This is a genomic window from Pseudomonas tolaasii NCPPB 2192, from assembly GCF_002813445.1.
Taxonomy (GTDB): Bacteria; Pseudomonadota; Gammaproteobacteria; order Pseudomonadales; family Pseudomonadaceae; genus Aquipseudomonas; species Aquipseudomonas tolaasii.
Genome location: NZ_PHHD01000001.1, coordinates 6051196 through 6074166, shown reverse-complemented (window position 1 = coordinate 6074166; position 22971 = coordinate 6051196). Strand labels below are relative to the sequence as shown.

16 protein-coding genes and 7 pseudogenes are annotated in these 22971 nt (G+C 56.4%); 9 read left to right on the top strand and 14 right to left on the bottom strand.

Going from position 1 to position 22971, the window contains the following annotated elements:
* Nucleotides 1–197: 197 nt before the first annotated feature.
* From ATI14_RS32050 to ATI14_RS31765, 3 genes and pseudogenes are all read right to left on the bottom strand, one after another.
* A pseudogene (locus tag ATI14_RS32050) lies at nucleotides 198–290 on the bottom strand (LysR substrate-binding domain-containing protein); the annotation flags it as partial.
* Nucleotides 291–516: 226 nt separating this feature from the next.
* Nucleotides 517–2277 (bottom strand): cis-3-hydroxy-L-proline dehydratase, encoded by a 1761-nt coding sequence (gene lhpI / locus ATI14_RS27585; RefSeq protein ID WP_080520797.1) that lies wholly within the window; start codon nucleotides 2275–2277, stop codon nucleotides 517–519.
* Nucleotides 2278–2336: 59 nt separating this feature from the next.
* Complete coding sequence (locus ATI14_RS31765; RefSeq protein ID WP_423812591.1) at nucleotides 2337–2546, bottom strand: transporter substrate-binding domain-containing protein; 210 nt, start codon at nucleotides 2544–2546, stop codon at nucleotides 2337–2339.
* Nucleotides 2547–2582: 36 nt separating this feature from the next.
* On the opposite strand from ATI14_RS31765, the pseudogene ATI14_RS31760 reads away from it, so the two are divergent.
* A pseudogene (locus tag ATI14_RS31760) lies at nucleotides 2583–2753 on the top strand (LLM class flavin-dependent oxidoreductase); the annotation flags it as partial.
* 241 nt (nucleotides 2754–2994) lie between these two features.
* On the opposite strand, the gene ATI14_RS27570 reads toward ATI14_RS31760, so the two are convergent.
* The 3 genes from ATI14_RS27570 to ATI14_RS27560 form a co-directional block, all read right to left on the bottom strand.
* The gene (locus ATI14_RS27570) at nucleotides 2995–4314 is read right to left on the bottom strand and encodes an MFS transporter (RefSeq protein WP_051032813.1); all 1320 of its coding nucleotides are present in this window, start codon (nucleotides 4312–4314) and stop codon (nucleotides 2995–2997) included.
* 132 nt (nucleotides 4315–4446) lie between these two features.
* Entirely contained in the window at nucleotides 4447–5457 is a 1011-nt protein-coding gene (locus ATI14_RS27565; RefSeq protein WP_016973516.1) for a proline racemase family protein, read from the bottom strand.
* Nucleotides 5458–5460: 3 nt separating this feature from the next.
* Nucleotides 5461–6888 (bottom strand): L-serine ammonia-lyase, iron-sulfur-dependent, subunit alpha, encoded by a 1428-nt coding sequence (locus ATI14_RS27560; protein ID WP_242627784.1) that lies wholly within the window; start codon nucleotides 6886–6888, stop codon nucleotides 5461–5463.
* A 273-nt stretch (nucleotides 6889–7161) separates the two neighbouring features.
* On the opposite strand from ATI14_RS27560, the gene ATI14_RS27555 reads away from it, so the two are divergent.
* Nucleotides 7162–8214 (top strand): GlxA family transcriptional regulator, encoded by a 1053-nt coding sequence (locus ATI14_RS27555; RefSeq protein WP_016973514.1) that lies wholly within the window; start codon nucleotides 7162–7164, stop codon nucleotides 8212–8214.
* A 193-nt stretch (nucleotides 8215–8407) separates the two neighbouring features.
* Here ATI14_RS27555 and gabP read toward each other — a convergent pair.
* From gabP to purU, 3 genes and pseudogenes are all read right to left on the bottom strand, one after another.
* Nucleotides 8408–9787: pseudogene (gabP, locus tag ATI14_RS27550) on the bottom strand (GABA permease); the annotation flags it as partial.
* A 121-nt stretch (nucleotides 9788–9908) separates the two neighbouring features.
* Nucleotides 9909–10253 (bottom strand): tetrahydrofolate dehydrogenase/cyclohydrolase catalytic domain-containing protein, encoded by a 345-nt coding sequence (locus ATI14_RS27545; RefSeq protein WP_016973512.1) that lies wholly within the window; start codon nucleotides 10251–10253, stop codon nucleotides 9909–9911.
* A gap of 9 nt (nucleotides 10254–10262) precedes the next feature.
* Nucleotides 10263–11111: a formyltetrahydrofolate deformylase gene (purU, locus tag ATI14_RS27540; protein ID WP_016973511.1), complete on the bottom strand. Its 849-nt coding sequence runs from the start codon at nucleotides 11109–11111 to the stop codon at nucleotides 10263–10265.
* 426 nt (nucleotides 11112–11537) lie between these two features.
* On the opposite strand from purU, the gene ATI14_RS27535 reads away from it, so the two are divergent.
* Together ATI14_RS27535 and ATI14_RS27530 are read left to right on the top strand one after the other, a co-directional pair.
* A complete protein-coding gene (locus tag ATI14_RS27535) occupies nucleotides 11538–12860 on the top strand; it encodes an NAD(P)/FAD-dependent oxidoreductase (RefSeq protein ID WP_016973510.1) in 1323 nt (440 codons plus the stop codon).
* 83 nt (nucleotides 12861–12943) lie between these two features.
* The gene (locus ATI14_RS27530; protein WP_016973509.1) at nucleotides 12944–13294 is read left to right on the top strand and encodes a RidA family protein; all 351 of its coding nucleotides are present in this window, start codon (nucleotides 12944–12946) and stop codon (nucleotides 13292–13294) included.
* 25 nt (nucleotides 13295–13319) lie between these two features.
* Here ATI14_RS27530 and ATI14_RS27525 read toward each other — a convergent pair whose 3' ends face one another.
* Entirely contained in the window at nucleotides 13320–14225 is a 906-nt protein-coding gene (locus ATI14_RS27525; protein WP_016973508.1) for a LysR substrate-binding domain-containing protein, read from the bottom strand.
* Between the two features lie 17 nt (nucleotides 14226–14242).
* Nucleotides 14243–14494: pseudogene (locus tag ATI14_RS27520) on the bottom strand (LysR family transcriptional regulator); the annotation flags it as partial.
* A 486-nt stretch (nucleotides 14495–14980) separates the two neighbouring features.
* Between ATI14_RS27520 and ATI14_RS27515 the strand changes: the two are divergent.
* From ATI14_RS27515 to ATI14_RS27495, 5 genes and pseudogenes are all read left to right on the top strand, one after another.
* A pseudogene (locus ATI14_RS27515) lies at nucleotides 14981–16087 on the top strand (alkene reductase).
* A 51-nt stretch (nucleotides 16088–16138) separates the two neighbouring features.
* Nucleotides 16139–16285 (top strand): NAD(P)H-binding protein, encoded by a 147-nt coding sequence (locus ATI14_RS31530; RefSeq protein ID WP_196775061.1) that lies wholly within the window; start codon nucleotides 16139–16141, stop codon nucleotides 16283–16285.
* A gap of 637 nt (nucleotides 16286–16922) precedes the next feature.
* Complete coding sequence (locus ATI14_RS27505) at nucleotides 16923–17180, top strand: TetR/AcrR family transcriptional regulator (RefSeq protein ID WP_051032812.1); 258 nt, start codon at nucleotides 16923–16925, stop codon at nucleotides 17178–17180.
* A 14-nt stretch (nucleotides 17181–17194) separates the two neighbouring features.
* Nucleotides 17195–17497 (top strand): TetR family transcriptional regulator C-terminal domain-containing protein, encoded by a 303-nt coding sequence (locus tag ATI14_RS27500; protein ID WP_016973507.1) that lies wholly within the window; start codon nucleotides 17195–17197, stop codon nucleotides 17495–17497.
* A gap of 410 nt (nucleotides 17498–17907) precedes the next feature.
* Nucleotides 17908–19068: pseudogene (locus tag ATI14_RS27495) on the top strand (IS3 family transposase).
* Here ATI14_RS27495 and ATI14_RS31890 read toward each other — a convergent pair.
* The 3 genes and pseudogenes from ATI14_RS31890 to valS form a co-directional block, all read right to left on the bottom strand.
* Nucleotides 19004–19219, bottom strand: coding sequence for a 3-hydroxyacyl-CoA dehydrogenase NAD-binding domain-containing protein (locus tag ATI14_RS31890; RefSeq protein ID WP_250638331.1), 216 nt, complete (start codon nucleotides 19217–19219; stop codon nucleotides 19004–19006). The pseudogene ATI14_RS27495 and the gene ATI14_RS31890 overlap by 65 nt on opposite strands.
* Nucleotides 19220–19293: 74 nt before the next feature.
* A pseudogene (locus ATI14_RS31885) lies at nucleotides 19294–19353 on the bottom strand (hypothetical protein); the annotation flags it as partial.
* A 990-nt stretch (nucleotides 19354–20343) separates the two neighbouring features.
* The gene (gene valS, locus ATI14_RS27480; RefSeq protein WP_080520669.1) at nucleotides 20344–22902 is read right to left on the bottom strand and encodes a valine--tRNA ligase; all 2559 of its coding nucleotides are present in this window, start codon (nucleotides 22900–22902) and stop codon (nucleotides 20344–20346) included.
* Between the last annotated feature and the right edge of the window lie 69 nt (nucleotides 22903–22971).

Here is a 22971-nt window from a genome sequence, read left to right as displayed (position 1 = left end):
TAATGGCGCATTCATTCTTAACACTACCGAAGATGAGGATTCACTCCCAAGGTAGATTAAGGGGCGCCAGACAAGCTTTGGGACCTAGGCTTTGCGCGATCTTCAAGGTTGGCATGGGGCTATTACCGCGCCTGTCTGTGGCGATTTACTGATGGTTGCCATCACACCGTTCCTCTCTCGTTGGCACATGCGTACATAATTTCGTTGCCGCCCCGAGTGAAACTACTGTGGCGCGCGCTTGCCTCAACCGCGACGAGGTTTTGCAATGGTGGCATGGGAGTGATATGCATAATTCACTAGGCCGGAGATATTGCGGTCTGAATGGCACTCATCCGTGTATCTCCCATTGCACGAGATGCTCCAGTGGCGTGGCGCTACCTTATTAGCTAGCGCCAATCAGCCTTCTGTGACGGTCACTCGACGCTTAGATCTCTGGGGATCGCCCAAGGCCATCTATAACTTAAGCTAGAGCATTTGGCGTGCGATGTCCCGGCCCACACCTGATGCTCTAGTCGATTATGTAGCTAGAGATTTTAGCCAAGCAGGATAAGCTCCTTGAGTATGTCCTTTGGAAGCAGCCTCAACACAACCAGCTAGGCTCGCGAAGTGGACGGGGCGACCGACGAGACCTGGAGCGTAATGCGCAAATTTCGCCGAGTTGGTCATGACGTTTTTGGCAGCCAGCGGGATCACTGGCTCGCCTAGCATGCACCAGCAAGTGTCATTTACGATTTGGCCGCCGAACCGCTCGATCTCCGCGATATAGCCGTTTTGTATCGCCTGCTCGTAAATAGCACGTCCACATGTGATGACCATTGCTGTATCAGGAGCTTTGACTAAACCCTTGCAGAGCTTCGCCAGAGTCTTGAATTCCGTCAGCGAAAAATGTGGATTACCCAGCGTTACGATATCGACGCGCGATTCACTGGCACTGTTCAGACTGTTCCAATTTTGAAGCAAGTCGACTGGGGCAATGGTTATCTCTTCTAAGCCGGAGTCCAAAAACTCGGATTTATCGACATCCAGTGCTTCTGGCGTAACACCCGCGATGTGAAATAGCGGGGCCCCTGATGTGGTTCCGAATGCTGCCGAGAAAGCCTTCAGGTTGTCTAGGGTTGGAGCAGCGCTCTCTAGCCCAAACACAAGCGGAATACGCTTCCCGGCCAACAATCCGACGTGATACCCGAGCAGAGGATAAAACGCATCGTCTAGCTCATTAGGCAATGCCACGTGGATTTTCAACTGAGGCTTCCGGTGTTCGTTTAGGTGGCATCCGGAAAGGGGCGCTCGCCCAGTGATGGCGATGCAGATATCTAGGTAATCGGGGTACTTCAATGTTCGGGCCGCAAGAACACTGTTCGCATACACGACCGCGTTAGACTCTGCCCAGACGATTTGCTCACCTGCCTTAGGCGCCGACTCCAGCAGGTAGGGCGCGCACGTGTAACTCATCCGTGCTCCCATTGCCATATAGGCACTTCCCACAGCGCTGGCAGGCTCGCCGAATGCTGGATCTACACCGAGAGTCTTCCACCGGCGCTGATCAACGGAAATTGAGTTGAGCGTCGTAGGAACAACAACCTTGGCACCCCACTCGACAAACTGCTCAGCGAATTTAAGGCTCGCTGGCCCGGTGTAAATGCATCCATCAATATGTGCTTGGGTGACGTTGATAAGCTCACTGGCACCTTGTAAATCGGCCATCTTCAAAACGACTTGCATAGCAACCTGGGCAGCTTTGCCTTGATCGCCTGCTAGCATTTTTCGATCTTCATCCGAAAGAACGATTGGGTACGCTGAAAAGTCGAGCGTGCCGTTGGGCTTGCTCGGTGCAAAATCATCTTGGGGAAGGCTACTCAGTGTCCTTACGGACTCGTCGCTGACACGTGCATAGGAGCTACCACGAAGGGATTCAAACGCCTCCTTACCGATGCTGATAACAGGTATTGAGCGCTCGTAGATCATCTCCGCCAGCAACACTCCGAGTGTAAGGATCTCATCCACTTCCGCTAGGATAAGCGCTGCAGGCGCATGGCCAGAACTGATGAGCTCCATCATCACACTGCTTCCAGTGCAAGAGCCCCTGCCAGAAGGAATCGCCAAGACACGACCTGCTAAGTTCTTCCCGGCTAGCGGATGATGCTGGTCGATTACGTCACCTGTGAGTGAATTCACTCCTCCCCAGAAGCTGAGTCCTACGTCAGCGAAAAGCAGTTCGCCCTGTGCAGAGCCGCCAACCAAGCTGCGGCCTGGGAGAATTTTATCCTCGTTCGTCATCAGTAACCTCGGCACTCAACTTTACCTTCGGCGCCCAATCGGACGCTGAAGGCCGTCATTTAGCTGTTTTTAGAGTTGACCGGCTGCACAGTGAAGGAGCGCTTCATCTTGTAGAGCGTACCCTCGCCCAGCCACTTATCAAAAATTGTCTGCATTTCACCAGAGTTCTCCATATCTCGAAGCGCTTTGTTGACCGATTCAAGCAAGGCTGGCTCGCCCTTCTTCACACCGATACTCCAGAACTCGTTACCAATAGGCGGGCTCAACACAGCGTATTTGCTAGCGTCAGCGCCAACTTGATGCCGTTGCTCCCAGATGGGCTGCAGCACTTCACGGAGCTTTTAGTACCGGTACTGCAGGCCCGTGGCCTCTTCCGCACTGATTACAGCGGCACGACTTTGAGAGACCACTTTGGCCTGGCCCCCCCAGCGAATCGCAACGCAACTCACCAGGAAAAGCTGAACCAAAGCGTCTGATCAGAGATGCTTGACCTGGCGACTAGTTTGCCAGGCGCCGAGGCCAAATGATCATCCCATAATGCCCGGCATGATACGCCGGGCACTTCTAAGCAGTGCGATCGAACCGTACACGGCTCACAGCTATCGACCCAAGCGGGCACTTGGCATTCGCCACTACTTGTTTCCAGCAAGCCAGATGATGGCTCTGCCGGAGCGAGATTTGGCGTTTCCCCCGGACCAGGGGCATACCCACGGTGTATTAAGCTCGCGCAGGCTCCGGCGCAAACGCTTGGCAGATTACTCCGCCGAGCACCAACGCACCAATACAGATGCCCAGTGTTGCCTGCACGCCATGGGTCTCCATCACGATCGGCAACAGGAATGTCCCGCCCGCTGCTCCTAGCCGGCTTATGGCCACCGAAAATCCGATTCCAGAAGCCCGCAATTCAGTCGGGAACAGCTCCGGCAGATAAGCATATTCGAGCACAGTGCACCCTGACATCACTACAGCGAACGCCGAGAACAGCACCACAGCCAACATTGGCGGCATGCCCGCCCACAGGGTGAGCACCAGTAGCACGGCGGCGCAGAAGTAGAAACTGCCGATCAGGAAGACACGGCGGCTGATCTTGTCCACGATCCAGAACCCAGCCAGGATGCCGACGAACAGGAAGATGTTGTAGATGATCGAGCCTGCCTCGGTGTTCTCCACCTTTATGGCTTCCAGCACCCGCGGAATGAACGTGCCCAGTGCAAAGAACGGTATCACCTGACAGAAGTAGAACGCCGCGCCAACAAATGCATTCTTACGCCAGGCTCGGCTGAACAACTGCGCCCAGCCGGCATTCTTCTGCACAGCGCCTTGCTCTGGCAGAGCAATGTCGGCGCCCATATGCTGTTTGACGATTGCCTGCGCTTCCTGCCGACGCCCCTTCGAGATCAGCCACAGCGGCGATTCAGGCGTACCCATCCGGATCAACAAAGTCATCAGCGCCGGAATCAAGCTGCTGGCCAAGGCCCAGCGCCATGCGCCTTCACCCATATTCTCGATCAGCACACCCGCAAAGTAGGCGAACACAAAGCCAGCCACCCAGGCGATCATCACGGCGCTCATGATCCGACCGCGATGGCGCTTGGGCGCTAGTTCGCTGACCAGCGAAAGGCTGACCGCGTAATCGGCGCCAATCGCCAGCCCTAGCACCAAACGCAAGACAAGCAACTGCTCAGGGGAAGTGACGAAGTATTGCAGCACCGCGGCAACGGCGAACACCCAGATCGTCTGGTTGTAGATGCCCTTGCGACCGATACGGTCGACCACCGAGCCGGCAAGCAAGCTGCCGAACAGAATACCGAGCAAAGAGCCGGCGGCGATCAGGCCGGTCCAGAAATTGTTCAGGTGCAGGTCACCAGCGGCCATGCTTAGGGCGATGCCGATCATGCCGATAATGAAACCATCGGTGAACTGGCCGCCCATGCCGCCGGCAATAGCCTTGACGTGTACGCGCCGCAGCGGCGCATCATCAAAGGAGATCGAGCCGGGTGAAACGGAATCCGAGTATCCAGTAACGACTGTACTCATGGTGTGCCTCGCTGTTTTTATAGTTGGCTTGGTCAAAGGATGTGGATCGGTTTTATTGGGGCTGAGCGAATCCGTCGCACGGTCAGAAGGCCGACCTGGCAAGTGGGCGTGATGCTTGTAAGCGGCGGTTATCTATTCAGCATTCGGGCCCCAGGTGTCTGAGAGCACGTAGCCGTTGGCGTAGGGGTCTGTGGCATCTGCCCAGTACTTTTCGCGGGAGTAGATCCAGGCCCTGCCGCTAATTTCATGGGTGATGTTGCCGCTACGAGGTTCGGCCTGCTCGACGATCCGGCACTCGAACGTGCTGCCGATCAGGCTGTGGAAAGTCACGGGCTGGTTCACTGCTACCTGCCCCCGTCGATGCAGGATCGCCAGCCTTGCACCGCAGCCGGTGCCGCATGGTGAGCGGTCGACGCGACCGGGGTGGATGATGTTGCAGTTCAGCCGTTTGCCGTCCTCGGTGTCGGTAAACATCACGTATTCGATCTTGCAGGAACCCAGTCCCGGGCGCTGCGCGAGGTGAATCTGCTCCTGGGCGGCCTGCTTGATGACCGCGGCCAGTTCAACCAGCCGCCGCGCCGCCTGCTTCACCAGACGCACACCCAGTTGCTCGGCCTCGACCAGCACAAAGAAGCAACCGCCGTATGCCACATCCACCTTCAGCTGCCCAAGGCCGGGCACCTCCAGAGCGTGGTCCAGGTGCTCGACGAAGCTGGGCGCCATCTTCACCGTTACCCGTTCACACTTGCCATCGCGACACTTGGCGCGGGCTTCTACGCGCCCGGCCGGTGTCTCGATCGCCACGGTGGTCAGCGGCTCGCGCATGGCGACCGTGCCTATCTCCAGGGCGGCGGTAGTCACGCAGATGCAGTTGGACCCAGACAGCGCGTGGGCGCCGTCGGGCTGAAGCGGGATGAAGGCGATGTCCGCCGAGGTATCCACCGGCTCAAGCAACAGGTTCACGGTCATGTTGGCCGAGCCGCGCGGTTCGAACAGACAGCGCCGGATCAGGCTGTCATCCACGAGGTTGAGATAGTCCATCTTCTCGCGCAGCGTGTGCCCGGGAATGGCCGGTGCGCCCTTGAGCAGCACCCGGCCGATTTCGCCTTCGGCGTGCACACCAGCCAATTCGATGATCTGCATAGTTCAGGCCTCCAGGTTCTTGACAGCGACCAAGCGCAGCGCCGAGGGCGTGGTGGCGCAACCGCCGCGTGCTGTGCAGCGCAGGTCGGGATGCATCATGTCGCCGACCTTGACGGTCTGCTCGACCAGTTCATCGAAGGGAATAACCGCATCGAAGCCGCCCAAGGCTGCTGTGCTGGCGCTCCACGCGTGGCCCACACCGGCGATATTGCGGGCGTGGCAGGGGATCTCCACTTCGCCGCCCACAGGGTCACAGATCAGCCCCAGGGTGTTCATCAGGCAGATCGATGCAGCGGTAAGGATCTGCGCCGGTGTACCGCCGAAGTAGTGGGTGATGCCAGCCGCCGCCATGGCCGCCGAGGTGCCGGTTTCCACGGAGCAGCCGCCCATTTCTGCGGCGTAGGAGCCGCGCACCGCGAACAGCGCGCCAATCAGCGCCATCACTTTCAGGCTGTCGCTCAGGGCGTGGTAGCTGGCGCCGAATGCGCGCAGTGCGTGCAGACAACCGGGTACGATACCGGCGCTGCCTGCCGTGGGCGCGGCGCAGACAACGCCGCGGCTGGTGGTTTCTTCCATGGCAGCCAGCGCGCCGGCGATCGCGATCTTGAGGAAGCTGCTTTCCAGCGGCTCCGGCAACGGGGTGCGGGAAAATCGGCGGGCCGTCGGGCGCAGGTATTTCATGCCGGCGCTGTCTTCTTTGGCCAAGCCAGCTTCCACCGAGGCGGCCATCAGTTGCACGCGTTCATCGAACCGCTGCTGGACAGTGGCCACGTCCAGCCCGAGCCGGTCGCATTCGTAGGCCGTCGCATAGTCGGCCAGGTCGGCGTCCGCTGCTACACATTGCAGCAGATGGCTTGCGCCCAGCAAGGTGCGTTCGCGGTTGCACACTACTTCCTGGGTGGGGCTGGCCAGACGCACCCGACGCAGGCCAGCCTGCCCGCGCAGGTCGGCGAGCATCCGGGCCGACGGCGCGGCTGTCAGGGCGCAGATCGTCATGTCGTGGAGCCTTCGGCGCTGCGCTACCTGCGAGCCTTCAAGGCAGAACATCAGGTCGCTCGTTACCGCTCCTTCGTGTTCGACGATCAGGGTGTACGCGGCGCCGTCCACATTGATGTGCTGGCCATTGAGGTGGGTGACCAGAAAGGTACCACCACCGAGTGACACGCCCTCGAACACATCGGTGCGCTCATGGGCTTGGATGCCGGTGACGCAGACGTGCAGATCGACCCGGTTCGGATGGTCGTTGCGCTCCAGCGGCACGATGCGGATCGCGAATTCGAAATCCTGCCCTCGGCGAACGCGCTGCAAGGCCTGCTTGTAAGCCTCGGAGGTTATGGTCACACCCGCCAGCCCGGCGGCAAACCCTTCATCGCTGCCCTGATTGCTGTAAACCTCGGCAAATGAGCCCGATGGGTCGAAATGGACGACCACCGACCTCAACTGCTCTCCTGGGGCGAGCGCCAGTTCCCGCACGGTCCGGCCGATCATGTAGGGCGCAGCGGAGTGAGAACTGGAAGGGCCACGCATCACGGGGCCGATGACAGTATTTAGCAGGCTGATGTCTTGGGTCATGAACGCTTCTACTGATGTGGTCTTGGAGTTATGGACGGACTCAGGCGTGCCCGTTGAAAAAATCATAAGGGGGAAAGTTTAGTTAATATGAGTACACAGGCGACATCAGCAGGTATTATCCGGACATCCGCCATGAGGATGCTGACGATGAATATTCCCAGGCTGAATTTTCCCTCTCCGGTGGACGACCATCTGCCGGTGGTGAGCGTGCCCGGCCTGTCGGTGGGGTTTGTGCTGTTGCCAGGTTTTACCCTGATGGCGTTTTCCGGCCTCGTCGAGGTCTTGCGGCACGCGGCCGATCGAGGCGACAAGAGTGATCAGGTACTGTGCCGCTGGAAGCTGATGGCCGCTGATCGATCGATGCTTAAAGCCAGTTGCGGGCTGGAAGTACGGCCGGAGGCCACACTTGAGGACCCCGCGCAGTTCGACTACATCGTGGTAGTGGGCGGGCGAGTACCGCGGCCTCTGGACTACGATCGCCGAGTGCTGGAGTACCTGCGCACAGCCCAGGCGACAGGGAAAGTGCTGGTCGGAGCCTGCACTGGTTCCTTCGCATTGGCCAAGGCGGGGTTGATGGACGCCGTGCACACCAGCGTTCACTGGTATCACTACACCGAATTCCAAGAGTACTTCCCTGAGTCGATCCCCGTGACCGATGAAATATTCATCGTCGACAAAGGCATTATCACTTGCGCGGGTGGCACATCGACGATGGATCTGGCGCTGTATCTGGTCAGCCGCCACTGCGGCGTTGACCGTGCGACGAAGAGCCTGAGGCACCTGATTTCCGACCAGATGCGCGAGGCCAACCATCCGCAGATCCCATTGCTGCACTCGGACTCGAAAGCCTTTTCACTCGACGGCAAGGTACGCAGGGCGGTGTTCCTCATGCATCAATATATCCGTGCGCCGCTGACGATTGCGCAGATCGCCGAGAAGGCGAGCATCGGGGAGCGGCAGCTTTCACGGCTATTCGTGAAATATCTGGGAGTGACACCTTCGGAGTATTACCGGCGTGTCAGGCTGGAGCAGGGGTGCTGGTTGCTGGAAAGCACAGCGCACCCGGTCACGCAGGTGGCATACGAGACCGGGTTTACTGACTTATCACATTTCAATCGGCAGTTTGCTCAAGCGTACGGAATGCTACCATCGCGGTGGCGGGACCAAGCGCGTGCCCCGTCATAGCGGACTGCAAACCACTATAAGTCCAAAAGCATCATCGGTACGCTGGAGGGCTCAAGCCTGCGAAGATTTGCTCCCAGACGGCGAGCTAGGCCCGCCCTTCGACCCAACCGGGCTCAGGTCGATGCTGACAGCCAGCTAGCTTTACGGTGAAGCGCTCTCCCAAGCTTGGGATAAGGGCGCTCTAGCAGCTGGATCAGTTACTCAGCGCACTCTGGGCCCCTGCTGAGTTTTTTGTTTTCCTACGGTTCTGCGAGATCAAGCCTAGCGCGACCGTCAGCAACGTCAGCAGACCCGTGGCTGTCACTTCACTGCGGTGCTCAGGCAGCACGACCATCGTGGTCAGCGCGGCGACGATAAAGCCGATTGCCAGCCAGGTCAGTACCAGGAACATCCACATTTTGAGCGCGATCGGCGTGTTGCTGCGCTCAAGCTTATAACGCATGCGCAGCTGGCACATCGCGATCACCAGGTAGACCAGCAGAGCGATCGCGCCAGATGATGCCAGCAATAAACCAAACACCTCTGACGGTGCGAAGAAGTTCAATGCAGTGGTCAGCAGTCCGATGACCGTGCTGGCTACTACTGCAAAAGCTGGTACGTCTTTGCGAGTGGTGCGGCGGATGACACTTGGCGCATCGCCCCGCTTAGCCAGCGAGAAGACCATGCGCGAGGAGATGTAGATCGCTGAGTTCAAGCAACTGGAGACCGCTACCAGCACCACGATGTCGACCAGGAACTTGGCGTGTGGGATGTTCATGATCTCCAGCGCGCGCTGATATGAGCCCTGCACCGGCAACTGCGGGTCATTCCAGGCAACGATCGAGATGATTACGAAGATCGACACCAGGTAGAACAGGCAGATTCGCCAGATCACCGAACGGGTCGCCTTGGCGATGTTGCGCGCCGGATCTTTCGACTCCGCCGCAGCGATGGTCACCGCCTCGATACTGATGAAGCTGAACATGGTGGTCAGCAGTGCGCCGATGACCGCGCCGAACCCATTGGGCATGAAGCCGCCATTCTGAGCGACCAGGGTGCTGAGCCCGATGACTTCACGGTTCGGCAGGAAGTCGAACAGCACCAGGCCGCCGAGTACGATGAAGGCGATGATCGCGATCACCTTGAGCATGGCGAACCAGAACTCGAACTCCCCGTACTTGCCGACTCTGAAGAGGTTGGTGATGGTCAGCAATGCGGTGATGCTGAAAGCGAACACCCACGTCTCGATGCCGGGGAACCAGGTATTGAGGACTGCAGCTGCAGCGATGGCCTCAAGCGGGATGACCAGCACCCAGAACCACCAGTACAGCCAACCGATGGTGAAGCCGGCCCATGGGCCAATGGCACGATCTGCATAGGTGGAAAATGACCCGGTGTCCGGAGAGGCGATGGCCATCTCGTCGAGCATGCGCATGACGAGTACCACTAGTGCCCCCGCCATCATGTAGGCCAGGATGGCGGCAGGACCTGCAGCTGCGATCGCATGACCGGAACCGCTGAATAGGCCCCCGCCGATCACGCCGGCGATGGAAAGCATCGTGATATGTCGTTGTTTGAAGCCGTGCGCGAGCGCACCTGCTCAGATACAGAAGTGGACATGGCTACACCTTTATTGTTGTTAATATGTGGCTCTGTGGGCTGCCGGTCACAGCAGCCTTATGTGTTGCACGCGGAAAAGCTTGGGATGGTGGAAGTCACTGTTCGTTCTGATTGAGAGCGACCTCCAGTGTGTCGCGCATGAGCATGGCAATGGTCATAGGGCCAGCGCCGCCGGGGACGGGGGTGATTGCCCGGGCGTGGCGTGACACGGAGTTGATCAAGTCGAGGAGTTCGACCTCGCTGGTCGAGACTGGCAACTCAAACTGGCGAGAATTGAACCCACAGGCTTCGGCCTGGGCGCTCTTGTTACGTACATAGACCCTGCTGGCTGGATCTTCACCGACAAGCACCACCGCCAGTCCTGGTGCGATTGAATGCTGGACAACAGCTGTTCGCACTTCGGCCAGGATGCGCTCGACGATCGCCTTGCTGCGGATCACTTGGGGGGCTTAGTGGAAAATAACTGTGCGATCGTCATTGAGCAGAATCCTGTGTTCGAGGTGGAGTTTCACGGCACGGGCCAGAACTTGGCACTCCGTGTCGCGTCCGATGGCCACAAGGTCTTCCGCGGTCGCGGCATGATCGATGCGCTGCACGTTTTGCTCGATGATCGGCCTCTCATCTAGGTCCGCAGTAACGTAGTGGGCGGTTGCCCCGATGAGCTTCACCCCGCGCTTGTGCGCCTGGTGGTACGGACGCGCGCCTTTGAAACTAGGCAGGAAGGAGTGATGGATGTTGATGACGTGTCCAGCGAGGGCACGTGAAAGGTCATCGCTCAGGATCTGCATGTAGCGGGCAAGGATTACCAAGTCGATCTGCTGGTCTCGAACCATTTCGAGCAGCTTGTCCTCCTGCTCCTGCTTGTTGGCGGGAGTCACTGGCAGGTAGTGGAAGGCCAGGCCCTCATGCTCGGCTCTGCGACGAAAGTGCTCATGGTTCGACACGATGGACACAAGTTCCATCGGCAGTTGCTCAATGCTGTGCCGATGGAGCAGGTCATTCAGGCAGTGGCCGAGTTGGGACACAATGATCATCACGCGCGGCTTGGACGCTGCATCGTAGATCTGCCATTGCATGCCATAGGCACTCGCCACGAAGGAAAAAACCTCACGGAAATCGCTCAGGGCGACGCCCTGGCCGAGCTCAACGCAGACGCGCATGAAGAATTTGTTGTTGGCCGAGTCAACGTACTGGCCGCACTCAGTGATGTTGCCCGATTGAACAGAAATACAATTTCCGACGGCGGCAACTATCCCTTTTTGATCATTACAGACGAGCGTCAAAATCAGTTTGCTCATGGATACCTCAGGGAGCAATTGAAGCGGCTTCGCGGACTTACGGCAGCAGCGGCCCTCAAGCAAAGTGATGGATGCTTGTGGTTAGTTCATTGAGTTGCTGCGAGGAAACTATCGAGGATTAGATAAGCGAAAACAACGGATATGTTGGAATCCATAGATTCTGGAATGGAATACTTTTCACAGTGACACGCCCAGGGTCACCGGCTGGCCCTAGAGTGAGGAATCTCAAAGCTCTGCGCTAGAAGGGTTTCGAAGAAGGGGTCGCAGTAATCGCGCCGCCTAGGTGCTACTGGCCTTTCTTTACCGGAGCAGGGTAATGCAGCCTTCCGTTGAAATATGAGCATCTGGAATACCTAAATGCCGTTTTTTCGTTAGTCAGCCATTGGTGATTACTGGATGCTTGCAACAACACCTTTGGAGGTAGCCATGCAAAAGATTAGTAAGTTCCCGATCGTCGACGGAAACTTGGGCTGGTATGAAACATCCCCGTCCCATGGGCAGAAGCTGGGTGAAAGACTCAAAGGCAGGAAGAGGTTCGACTACGCCGTGATTGGCGCCGGCTACACGGGCGTTGCAGTGGCGCAGCGCCTGGCCGAGTTGAATCCCGGTGCAAGAATCGCGATTGTGGATGCGCTGGGTGTTGGGCAAGGCACGTCCGGCCGCAATGCAGGCTTCGTGATCGATGTGCCGCACAACCTGGATGCTGGCAAGTCGAACGTCGAGCACGACCACAAGCTGTTCAAGCTCAACAACTTCGCCATCGAGCGCCTACGATCCCTCAAGGACAAGCACTCCATCGATTGCGCCTGGCAGAACGCCGGCAAGTACATGTCCGCCCATGAGCAGAGCAACGTCGCCGGCCTGGACCACTTCGTCGAGACCTTGAAGGCCTCCGGCTTTGAGTACGAGGTCGTGGAAGGCGCTGCGCTGAAGAAGCGACTGGGTACTGACTACTACCGCATGGCGGTGTACACGCCGGGTAACATCCTGATCAACCCTTCTTCCTTGATCAGAGGCCTGGCTGCTGCGCTGCCCAAAAATGTCACCTTGTTCGAAAACAGCCCGGTGGTCAGCTGTGAGTATGGCTCGCCGCATAAGCTCAACTTCCTGGGCGGTTCGATCGAAGCTAGCACCGTGATCCAGACCACCAGTTCGTTCAACGAGGAGTTCGGCCACCTGCAGAATCGATTGGCACCGATCTTCACCTACGCGAGCCTTACCGAAAAGCTGACACCGGACGAGTTGAAGAAGTACTTCGACGGCGTAAAGCCATGGGGCACCACTTCCGCGCACCCAGCCGGAACCACCGTGCGCTTCACCACTGACGGGCGTATTTTCGTGCGCAACTCGCTCAACTACGAGCGCAGCTTGAACAGCAACGCCGAGGGCCTGGAAATGGCCTTCAAGCAGCACCGCCGGTCTTACGAGGCGCGCTTCCCGTTCTTGGCCCACAAGAATTTTGAATACACCTGGGGCGGGATGCTGTGCATGACGCTGAATCACCAGTCGGTCTTCAAGAAGTCCGCAGAAGGCGTCTACACCATCGTTGGCTGCAACGGTGTAGGTGTGGCCAAGGGCACCTACCTCGGCTACTACATGGCCGACTACATCTGCGGCATCCCAAGTGAAGAGCTGGATTTCATCTTCGATAACAGCAACCCGTCCTGGGTACCGCCTGATCCCCTGAAGGCCATCGGGGCCGGCATTCGGCTCAAGCACGAATCCAGCAACGCTGGTGGCGATATCTAAGGACTACCCTTAGCTGCACATAGCCCGCCCGGCTTTGATACCGGCGGGCTGGGTCAGCACTCATCCATTGCAGAGAGGATCGAATGATCAAACGTCTTCACGAAAACCACCTCATAGCCCAGGTCGTCCGTTACGGGAGCACTGTAGAGACCGCGGGTCAGGTCGCTACCAATACTGCGGCTTCACTGGAAGAGCAGTCCATTGAAGTCCTTGGCAAAGTGACTGGCTTGCTGGAGGAAGTCGGCGCCACGCTGAATGACCTAGTGCGTGTTCAGGTGTGGCTGACCAACATCGCCGAATTCGAGACCTTCAATGCTGTCTACGAGAAGTGGTTGGATGGCCGACCAAAGCCGGTGCGCGCCTGCGTCGAGAGCGCACTCGTTGCCGGCGGCTACGTGGTCGAGGTACAGGCCTTCGCCTACGTGGCCGAGTAAGCCTGAAGGCTAACCGCTGACACCGTTATCGGTCGTCAGCGGTTGATTGCAGCAGCCACTCCTCAAAAATCTTGCATGCGTTCGAGAGCTTGGCCTTGTTCGAGTGAACGAGGAAGTCTGAGAAGCCGGTCTTTAGCTCGAACTGCTGCAACGCCTTCACAGCGCCTTTCTCGATCATCTCTCTAGCCATGAACTCCCAGCCCAGAGCGATCCCCAATCCTCTTTCCGCAGCGTTCAAGGCCAAGGTGACTTGGTTGTAGGTGATGACCTTGCCGGTAGGCTTGAACGTCTTCCCGAACTGCCCGAGCCAGTCATTCCAGTTCATGATATTCCAGCCCTCGTTGTCGATCTGGACCAGCGGGAGCTTCAACAGGTCATCAAGTGACTCCACCTGCTCGGCGGCGAATTTTGCACTGCAAACGGGGTACACGATCTCATCGAACAACTTCACACCGGAAAGGCCTGTCCATTCCCCCGCACCGTAGAGAATGCCGAAGTCATAGTTCAAGCACAGTGGGGCGGAAAGCTGGTTGGTGGCCACCACGTTGACCGTAATGTCGGGGAACTGCTGCTGGAAGTGGGCGAGTTTGGGGAAGAGGTAGTAGTGAGCGACCGCGTGCGTGCACACCACGCTGATGGTGTTCTGGTCGTACCATTTGCGCACCCGCTGGACGGTTTCGCGGAAAGACTCTAGCGCCGGCTGCACACCTTCGTATAGCTCACGCCCAGGTTCGGTCAGCACAACCCCGCGGTACTTGCGTGTAAACAGCGCAAACCCAAGGTTGTCCTCCAGCTTCTTCACCTGCTTGCTGACGGCGCTTTGCGTGATGAACAGCTCCTCGGCGGCCAGCGTAAAGCTGCCTGTCCGAGCTACAGCTTCGAAGAAAACCAGAGGACCCACTGGGGGGAGTGCTTTGGTGTTTTTATCCATACCAAGGACCTTTGGCTCTAATACTCAAGATCAACTATAATCAATTTTTCAGTTTTCAATCGTGCCCTGTTGACTATGCAATGAGTCGATACACGCTCTAAGTTCTTCAAAATGGTTTGAGTAGTTGTGAGAAGAATATACCCTTCTAATGTCAGATCGGAACCTCTTCGGGTGCGCTCGAACAAAACAATCCCTAAGCTCTGCTCTAAGTTAGATATCTGTTTGCTGATAGCGCTTTGCGTGATGTGAAGCTCCTCGGCAGCCCTTGTAAAGCTGCGGTGTCAGGCGGCCGCCTCAAAGTAATGGATGGCTTGCAGCGTCGGCAGGGCTGTGCTCATGGCGGTCTCTCAAGATGTAATTATTTAAATCTACATAATTACTCAGAAAGATTACAGAGCCTAAGTAGAAATATTCGTATCCCACTAAGTCATACAGCTATTCCTTTTGCTCATGTATCAGGCTTTTTAATTTGCTGGTATATCGTAAATTTCACCTTTTTAAAAATATCGATACCTCAGACAAGTACTCACCGCTCGTCGAAGTGGATGTCTGAGATATTCATGATCAAAGACGTCATCGGCACGCCTTACGCTGCCCTTTTCAGCTGAAGAGGGGGCCTATGGACGTGTCCGAAGTCTGCCGGAAAGCTGTTGACGGAATCAATATGGCCGGTCGTATTAGTTTCATCATGCGGGCACACCGATCGCCTCCGACCTAGGTCCGCTCTGTTCTCACCCTAACTGGATAGAGTCTTGATGATCGATTCCACGCTTCTTTCCCCTGTCAAACTGGGCCAGTACAAGCTGTCGCACCGCGTGGTGATGGCGCCACTAACCCGTATGCGCGCCGCTGAGGGAAATGTCCCCAACGAGCACGCTGCTGAGTACTACAGTCAGCGAGCCACACCAGGTGGGCTGATCATTTCGGAGGCGACCCAGGTCACTCCATATGGAGAGGACTACCCTGCCACACTAGGCATTCACTCCGCCGAGCAGGTGGCTGGCTGAAGAAAGTAACCGAGGCCGTCCACAAGAATGGCGGCATCATCTTCCAACAACTCTGGCACGTAGGGCGGTCCCCGCACTCCAGCTTCCAACCAGGCGGGTATTGCCTGTTAGGCCGTCTGCAATTCCGATCACCGATCAACAATCCCTGACGCCGGAGTGGAAAACCGTACCGTACGAGACGCCCCGCGCCTTGGAACTCGATGAGATCCCAGGGATCGTCAAGGCATATCGCCAAGGGGCACGTAAGGCTCTGGCCGCTGGCTTCGATGGTGTTGAAGTCCACGGTGCCAACGGTATCTGCTGGAGCAGTTCCTTCACTCCAAATCCAACCACCGAACCGACGCCTACGGTGGTTCCGTTGAGAACCGAGTTCGCCTGTTGTTGGAAGTCACCAAGGCGGCCATCGATGTTTGGGGTGCTGATCGAGTCGGAGTCCGTCTTTCCCCGTTCGGCACCTACAACGATGTCGGAGACGCAGACCCAATCGGTTTGTACTAGTACGTGCTGAGCAGTCTGGACAATTTGAATGTGGCCTATGTGAGCCTGATTGAGGCCCGCACCGGTGACAGCATGGAGACCGGCACACCGAACAATGTCGATGCCCTCCGAGAGTTCTAGCCGCGGACACTGATCCTAGCTGGAGGCTTCACCCGGGAGACGGTCGAAAAAGCGATTCTCGAAGGTCGTGCTGACGCCGTTGCCTTCGGCCGGCAGTTTATTGCCAACCCCGATCTTCCAGCGCGCTTCCGTCAGGGCGCGTAGCTGAATGCCTATGACCGCTCGACCTTCTACGGAGGGGGCGCTAAACACTACACCGACCACCCAACGCTGAGTGATGGCGCAGCTTCAAATTGAAGTGCTGCGATCACTGCACCTTGTCGTCCTCATACTTGGAGGCTTTTTAATATGAAAGTTGTAGTTCTTGCCGCCACCGGCCGGATTGGCCGCACTGTCATCAGCGAGTTGTTGAGCCGCGGCCACGATGTCACCGCCGTCGCCCGCAGGCCAGAAAAGCTGCCCAGCAGCATCAACACTATAAAAAAAACGGCCTGAGTAACGCCGATCGCCTGGCCGACATCATTTCTGGCTTTGACGCGGTTGTAAGCGCCTACGGTCCATACAAGGAAGATCAGCGCTATTTCTCTGATTTGTCCTATACCGACGAACTGGTCAGCGTCACTGAGCTAGTTATCAAAGCCGTTGAGATCGCCAAGGTCCCGCAGGTGCTGGTTGCAGGCGGCGCCGGCTCGCTTTGGTTCAAACCTGGGGTAACCGTGCTGGAGTCGGGGCACTGGCCGCAATAGTATGTTCCGATTGCATCCTCGCACGTCAAAACCTTTAAGGTGCTGCGTGAGTCCGACATAAACTGCACCTACTTCAGTCCTGCGATGTTGATCGAGCCAGGTGTGCGCACCGGGCCGTATCGCTTGGGTAAAGACGATGTCATCCAGGATGGCATGGGTCGCTGTTGGATCTATTTTGAGGACTACGCAATCGCTGTGGTGAATGAACTGGAACATCCTGAGCACGAGCGCGCACGGTTCACCATCGGCTACTAGGCAATGCCCCACTGGCGGCAACATGGGGATGGTGTTGCCAGTGGGTTTTTACGCCCGACGTAAGTCAGACGGGTTCAGCTTGACTTGGAGATGACTGGTCATATTATTCAGGCTCGATAGGCGTATCTCCCATGGCAAGACATAGTGTTCGTAAACAACTGATTGATGCAGGGCTTGAGACGCTTCACCTGAGCGGTTTCAACGGCTGTGCAGTGCAAGACATCACCCGCGCAGCCGGCGTACCCAAGGGCTCTTTCTACAACCACTTTGAGAGCAAGGAAGCGCTTGCACTCTTTGTGCTGGAGCGTTTTTGGGAAGGCGGGGCGGAACGCCGTGCGCGTCTTCTGGACCCTTCGGTCGATCCAGTGTGCGTCTGCGTGATCACTTAAAGGCATACGCCGACATGGTGGTCGCCCAAGAATTTCAGAAGGGATGCCTGATTGGTAACTTCAGTGCTGAGATGGCGCGCAATGACGACGTCAGGGCGCGACTGAAAGGCATGTACAAGGCTTGGACTGATGCGCTCGCGACCTGTATTCAACAGGCCGGCGGGGCCGGAAAACTGAAGTCCCCTGCACCTGCAGAGGCGGTCGTTAGCTTTCCGGTCAGTGCATGGGAAGGGACCATCCTGCGCGCCAAGGTCGAACGTGACCAAGACGTTCTTGAGCAGTTTGAGTTCGTCGTCTTCCCCACCTTCTTCGGCTGAACAACGTGTGAAGTACATTCGATATATTATTAACGATGGATTTCCGTGTGCAGCGCTACTGCTCCAGACAGCTTTTGAGTTGGCCAACGATCAGATCGGGCATGCGTTCTTTCAGGTGTCGATTCACTCCGAGCATGGCGGGGTAATTACAAGTTCGGGAGGACTGCCAGCACAGACTGAGCCTCTACCGGTACACCCAGGCGAACAGGATTGGATAGTCGCTTTTAAAACGGAGCGTGCTAAGCCGAGGACCTCAACCAGGTTGTCCAATTTCTTCAATGCCATGCCCGCAGCAGGCTTGCGGCGAGTCATCCTGGGGCCTGGAATCTTCATCTTCTGTGATTCGTCGTCGACGACGGATTGAATCGCCCCGAGTTTCCTAGACACCTCTTTGCCTTAAACTGAGGCCAATCAGGAGGTGCCATGAACAACCCACGTTACCCCGAGAATTCAAAATCCAAGCGGTCAATCAAGTGACCGAAAAGAGGCTAGCCGTCGCCGATGTGGCGGCCCGTCTTGGCGTGTCGGCGCACAGCCTCCATGCCTGGATAAAGCGCTACAGCAAATTTCAAGAGGAGCGCCAGCAGGATGATGATCAGTACGCTGAACTGCGTCGCCTGCGAGCGGAACTCAAGCGTGTCACTGAAGAGCGAGACATCTTAAAAAGGCCGCCGCGTACTTTGCCAAGGAGTGCGGCTGAAGTACGCCTTTATCACGCTGCGCGCGGGCGAACTCCATTCGACGGCTTTGCCAGACGCTGAAAGTCCATCCCAGTGGTTATTACGCCTGGTTGTCTGAACCGCAATCTTCATGCGCCAAAGACGACCAGCGACTGCTGGGTTTGATCAAGCATTCATGGCTGGAAAGTGGCGGCGTTTATGGCTATCGCAAAAATCCATGACGATCTGCGCGAAGTGGGTGAAGTGTGTGGCCGCCATCGTGTGGCAAGACTGATGCGTCTTGAAGGGCTGCGCTCTCAGACAGGGTATCGACGTCCCCCTGGAAAATACGGCGGTAAGCCACCGGTCACTTCACCCAATTTGCTGAAGCGCCAGTTCGATGTCGTGGAACCCAACAAGGTTTGGGTCACCGACATCACTTACATTCGTACGCATGAAGGCTGGCTGTATTTGGCTGTGGTGCTGGATCTGTTTTCTCGTCAGGTCGTTGGCTGGTCAATGAAGTCGCAAATGACCAGTGATTTGGCCATTGATGCGTTATTGATGGCGGTTTGGAGACGAAAGCCGAAGCAGGAAGTGATGGTTCACAGCGACCAGGGCAGCTAATACAGTAGCTCCGATTGGCGCAGCTTTTTGAAGGCGAACAACTTAGTCGCCAACATGAGTCGTCGTGGCAACTGCCATGACAATGCCGTGGCCGAAAGCTTTTTTCAGCTTCTAAAGCGGGAGCGGATCAAACGAAAAACTTACACCACGCAGGAGGATGCTCGTAGCGATGTGTTCGATTACATCGAGATGTACTACAACGCAAAACGTCGTTATGGTTTCAACAATAAGCTGTCGCCGGTAGAGTTTGAAAAGCGTTACGTAATGAACTTGCAAGGTATCTAGAGAATCCGGGGCGATTCATTGGAGCTAAGGCGTCCATGCGAGAGAAGATGTCGATCTTAGCCTCGACGGTTTCTCGCACGTTTTCTTGCATGAGAACAGAGTCCCGTAACGCCTCACCCAGATCCGCAACGCAGGTAATGCGCTCCAGCACGGTGGACGGGTGTCATTCAGTAGATCGAATTCAGCGAGCTCATTCAATCTGGCCTCGATATAGCCGTGGCTGCTTGCCACGGCTTGCTCATCCATGTCGTGCAAACGTACAGGGTGCCCTGCGCGAGCAAACACAATTGCCCAAGCTCTACCGATCAGGCCTGCACCTACAACAGCGACAGGTTCGCGACCAGCGGCAGCGGATGATGTAGTACTCAAGTTGTTTCCAACTTCTTTTATTTGTGATTCTGAGTTGTGACTTCGCTCTCGCCATCATCATTGCCCTGGCTACCTCCGGCGTTGCTGGCAGATACAAGGGAACAAAGTCGGGTGACGTGTGGATCTTGCTAGCTAGTGTTATTACAGATCACAATATGTTTGTTTGAGGTGCCGGACGATTGGCATTAGGAGGGATTGGGCGTGAGGAAAAAGCCTCGGCAGGATGGAAAACGATGCGGGGGGCTGGCTGAGTCGAGGTGGATCGTTAACACCGCCTTTTTCGCCATGGTATGCAAGTACTGCCACTGACTGTCAAAAAGTGTATGCGTGCGACCCTTCTTGCGATCCGTGAGGAGTTGAGTCGCCGGCGTCATGACCTTATCCGGATTCAAGGGCGATGGCTAAAACGTGTGATAAGCGGTTACTTCAATTACCACGCGGTGCCGGAAAACTGATATGTCTTGGCGGTTTTCGTCTGGCAGTGTGTCGTCTCTAGCGGCAAGCCTACAAGCGTCGCAGTCAGCGTCATCGGCTTCAATGGTCACGTCTTGGACGCTTTGCTGACCTCAATATGCCGAGCCCTAAGAGTGCACATCCTTACCCTGAGGATCGTTTCGCGTCACCCATCCAAGGCAGGAGCCGTATGCGGTAGTTCAGCACCTACGGGTCTGTGGGGTAAGCGGTTGGTAAACCCACCCAACGCGATAACTTTGACGGCAGCAATCTAGGCAGGTAGGAGCTCTAACTACTGAGATGCCTGACGGAATGAGATCTGGTTGCAGGTCAAACCACTACGGCATATCTTCTGTTTGGTATATGAACCAAGTGTTTGATGGACGACTATACACGTGCACGCGAAGCGATCTCCTTGATCGCCCCGCGAATAGACTTGCCTTTAAGTATGCGTCACTTCAGCCATACACCGACCTGCTGCTCAGTTCCCTCTATAAACACCAAAGCCTCAACCTGACCTGCTTCGATCAAGTCTTGGCGAACGCCTTTTATCACTTCAAGCCGCGCAGCACTGTCAACCAGTTCAACACGTGCTACCGGAGCCTTCATGGATTGGCGGCTGTCAGATTTTGCTTTGCGAATCGCGGATAGCACGGCACTAACACTCATCAATAAGCTTTCACTAGACGCGTCAGGAGAAGCATCCCCTTGCGGCCAAGACGCATTGTGCACTGAGCCGCAATTCCAAAATTGCCATACTTCCTCGCACACAAATGGCAGAAATGGCGCAAACAGTCGCTGTTGCACGCTCAGTGCATGTGCAAGAGCATTACGGGCCGAATGGTCTTCTGGTCGATAGGCGCGACGCTTGACCAACTCGACGTAGTCATCGCAAAACCACCAAAAGAACCCTTCGATACGCGAGAGCGCCACGCTATAGTCGTACGCCTCAAGGGCGAACGTAGCGTCCTGGACTACGCAGTCCAAGCGTTTAAGCATGGCCTGATCCAGCGGTTGGTCGATATCTCCGTTGTCATCCTTCGCAAAACCTTGAACCAACTTTGATAGATTGAACAGCTTGACGGCCAAACGGCGGCCGATCTTCATCTGCTGTTCCTCAAAGGCTGTATCACTGCCGAGCCGCGCTGAGGCTGCCCAGTAGCGCACGCCGTCACTTCCATGCTGGTCGAGCAAGTCTTGAGGGGTCACCACGTTACCCTTGGATTTAGACATTTTTTTACGGTCAGGATCAAGAATCCACCCAGAGAGCGCGACATTACGCCATGGCACGCAACGGTGTTCAAAATGGCTGCGTACCAAAGTTGAGAATAGCCAAGTGCGGATTATGTCGTGACCTTGAGGCCTGAGATCCATGGGGTATATTTTGGCGAACAATGCGTCGTCATCTCCCCACCCTCCTGCGATTTGAGGCGTCAGCGAGCTGGTGGCCCACGTATCCATGATGTCCTGTTCGCCGATGAAACCATTCGGTTGCCCACGTTGTTCTGGCCGATACCCTGGCGGAGTATCCAGGCTCGGATCAACTGGCAAGCTTTCCTCGTAGGCAATAATCGGAGCGCTGTATTGCGCTTCGCTTTGTGCGTTCAGGCTGTACCAGAACGGTATCGGCACGCCGAACATGCGCTGACGACTGATTAACCAATCACCATTCAAACCACCGACCCAGTGCTCGTAACGCCTGAGCATATGCGGCGGATGCCAGTCCAGCGCCTGGCCAGAGGTAAGTAACGAGTTCCGCAGGCTCATATCGCGTCCGCCATTGCGCAAGTACCACTGCCGAGTGGCGAGAACTTCCAAAGGTCGGTCACCTTTTTCGAAAAACTTTACAAAGTGTCGAATCGGTCGTGGCTCATCTTGCATGGCGCTGCAGTCGCGCAGCATCGACACGAGCAGTGTACGAACCTGAGACAAATTACGGCCGGCCAAGCCTGCATAGGCTTGCTGGCTACGGGGTGTCGTCAACCAGGAAGGCGTCTCAAGCAACAGGCGCCCATCTTTTCCCAGTATCGATCGCGTTGGCAACTGCAATTCCCGCCACCAAATCACATCGGTAAGATCGCCAAAGGTGCAGACCATGACCAAGCCGGTGCCCTTATCAGGATCACCCAAAGGGTGTGCCAGCAGCGGTACCTCAAAGTCAAAAATCGGCAAGCGCATGGATTGCCCGAACTGCTCCTGATAGCGAACGTCGTCCGGGTGAGCTACCAGCGCCACGCATGCCATCAGTAGCTCAGGCCGAGTGGTAGCAACCTTCAATGCACCACCATCCGCTGATTCAAAGACGAGTTCGTGATATGCACCATCGACCTCGCGCTCTTCAAGCTCTGCTTGAGCCACGGCTGTCTGAAACGTTACATCCCACAGGCAAGGCGCTTCCTGGCTATAAAGTTCGCCACGCTGATAGTTACGAAGTAAAGCGCGCTGACTTACTCGTTGGGAGCGCTCATCAATGGTGGCATATGAAAGGCTCCAATCAACGGACAAGCCCAGTTGCACGAAGAGTGCACGGAATGCTTGCTCATCAATAGCTGTCAGTTCGTGACACAACTCGATGAAGTTGCGCCTACTGATGACAGTAAAGTCACCTCGCTTTAAAGGAGCGGGCTCAGATGGCCTGAAACCAGGCTGATAGGCTGCCAGCGAGTCGCAGCGTACCCCATAGAAATTCTCGACCCTGCGTTCGGTAGGCAATCCGTTGTCGTCCCATCCCATGGGATAGAACACAGCCTTGCCTCGCATACGCTGGAATCGAGCGATGATATCTGTGTGGGTATAGCTGAAGACATGGCCGACATGCAGCGAGCCTGAAGCCGTCGGCGGGGGCGTATCAATTGAGAACACGGCGTCGCGTTGGGCTGCGTGGTCAAAGGCGTAAGTGCCTTCGAGCTGCCAACGTTGAGACCAGCGTGTTTCAAGATTTTCGAGAGAGGGGGTGACAGCTTGATCGTTTAGAACTTCATCACGTTTAACGGTGACATAGCATCCTCCTATTTAATATCAAGGGGCACAACGGTTAGTGTGCGCACAATTTAAAATTATATTGAATCCCCTTTGAAGTAA

Bases quoted from the DNA above. Each gene is read 5' to 3' on its own strand.
- ATI14_RS27565 (WP_016973516.1), bottom strand. From the start codon at position 5,457: ATGCAGATCATCGAATTGGCTGGTGTGCACGCCGAAGGCGAAATCGGC.
- ATI14_RS27570 (WP_051032813.1), bottom strand. From the start codon at position 4,314: ATGAGTACAGTCGTTACTGGATACTCGGATTCCGTTTCACCCGGCTCG.
- ATI14_RS31530 (WP_196775061.1), top strand. From the start codon at position 16,139: ATGAAAGTTGTAGTTCTTGCCGCCACCGGCCGGATTGGCCGCACTGTC.
- ATI14_RS27535 (WP_016973510.1), top strand. From the start codon at position 11,538: ATGCAAAAGATTAGTAAGTTCCCGATCGTCGACGGAAACTTGGGCTGG.
- ATI14_RS27505 (WP_051032812.1), top strand. From the start codon at position 16,923: ATGGCAAGACATAGTGTTCGTAAACAACTGATTGATGCAGGGCTTGAG.
- ATI14_RS27555 (WP_016973514.1), top strand. From the start codon at position 7,162: ATGAGGATGCTGACGATGAATATTCCCAGGCTGAATTTTCCCTCTCCG.
- ATI14_RS27525 (WP_016973508.1), bottom strand. From the start codon at position 14,225: ATGGATAAAAACACCAAAGCACTCCCCCCAGTGGGTCCTCTGGTTTTC.
- lhpI (WP_080520797.1), bottom strand. From the start codon at position 2,277: ATGACGAACGAGGATAAAATTCTCCCAGGCCGCAGCTTGGTTGGCGGC.
- ATI14_RS27500 (WP_016973507.1), top strand. From the start codon at position 17,195: ATGGTGGTCGCCCAAGAATTTCAGAAGGGATGCCTGATTGGTAACTTC.
- ATI14_RS27530 (WP_016973509.1), top strand. From the start codon at position 12,944: ATGATCAAACGTCTTCACGAAAACCACCTCATAGCCCAGGTCGTCCGT.
- purU (WP_016973511.1), bottom strand. From the start codon at position 11,111: ATGAGCAAACTGATTTTGACGCTCGTCTGTAATGATCAAAAAGGGATA.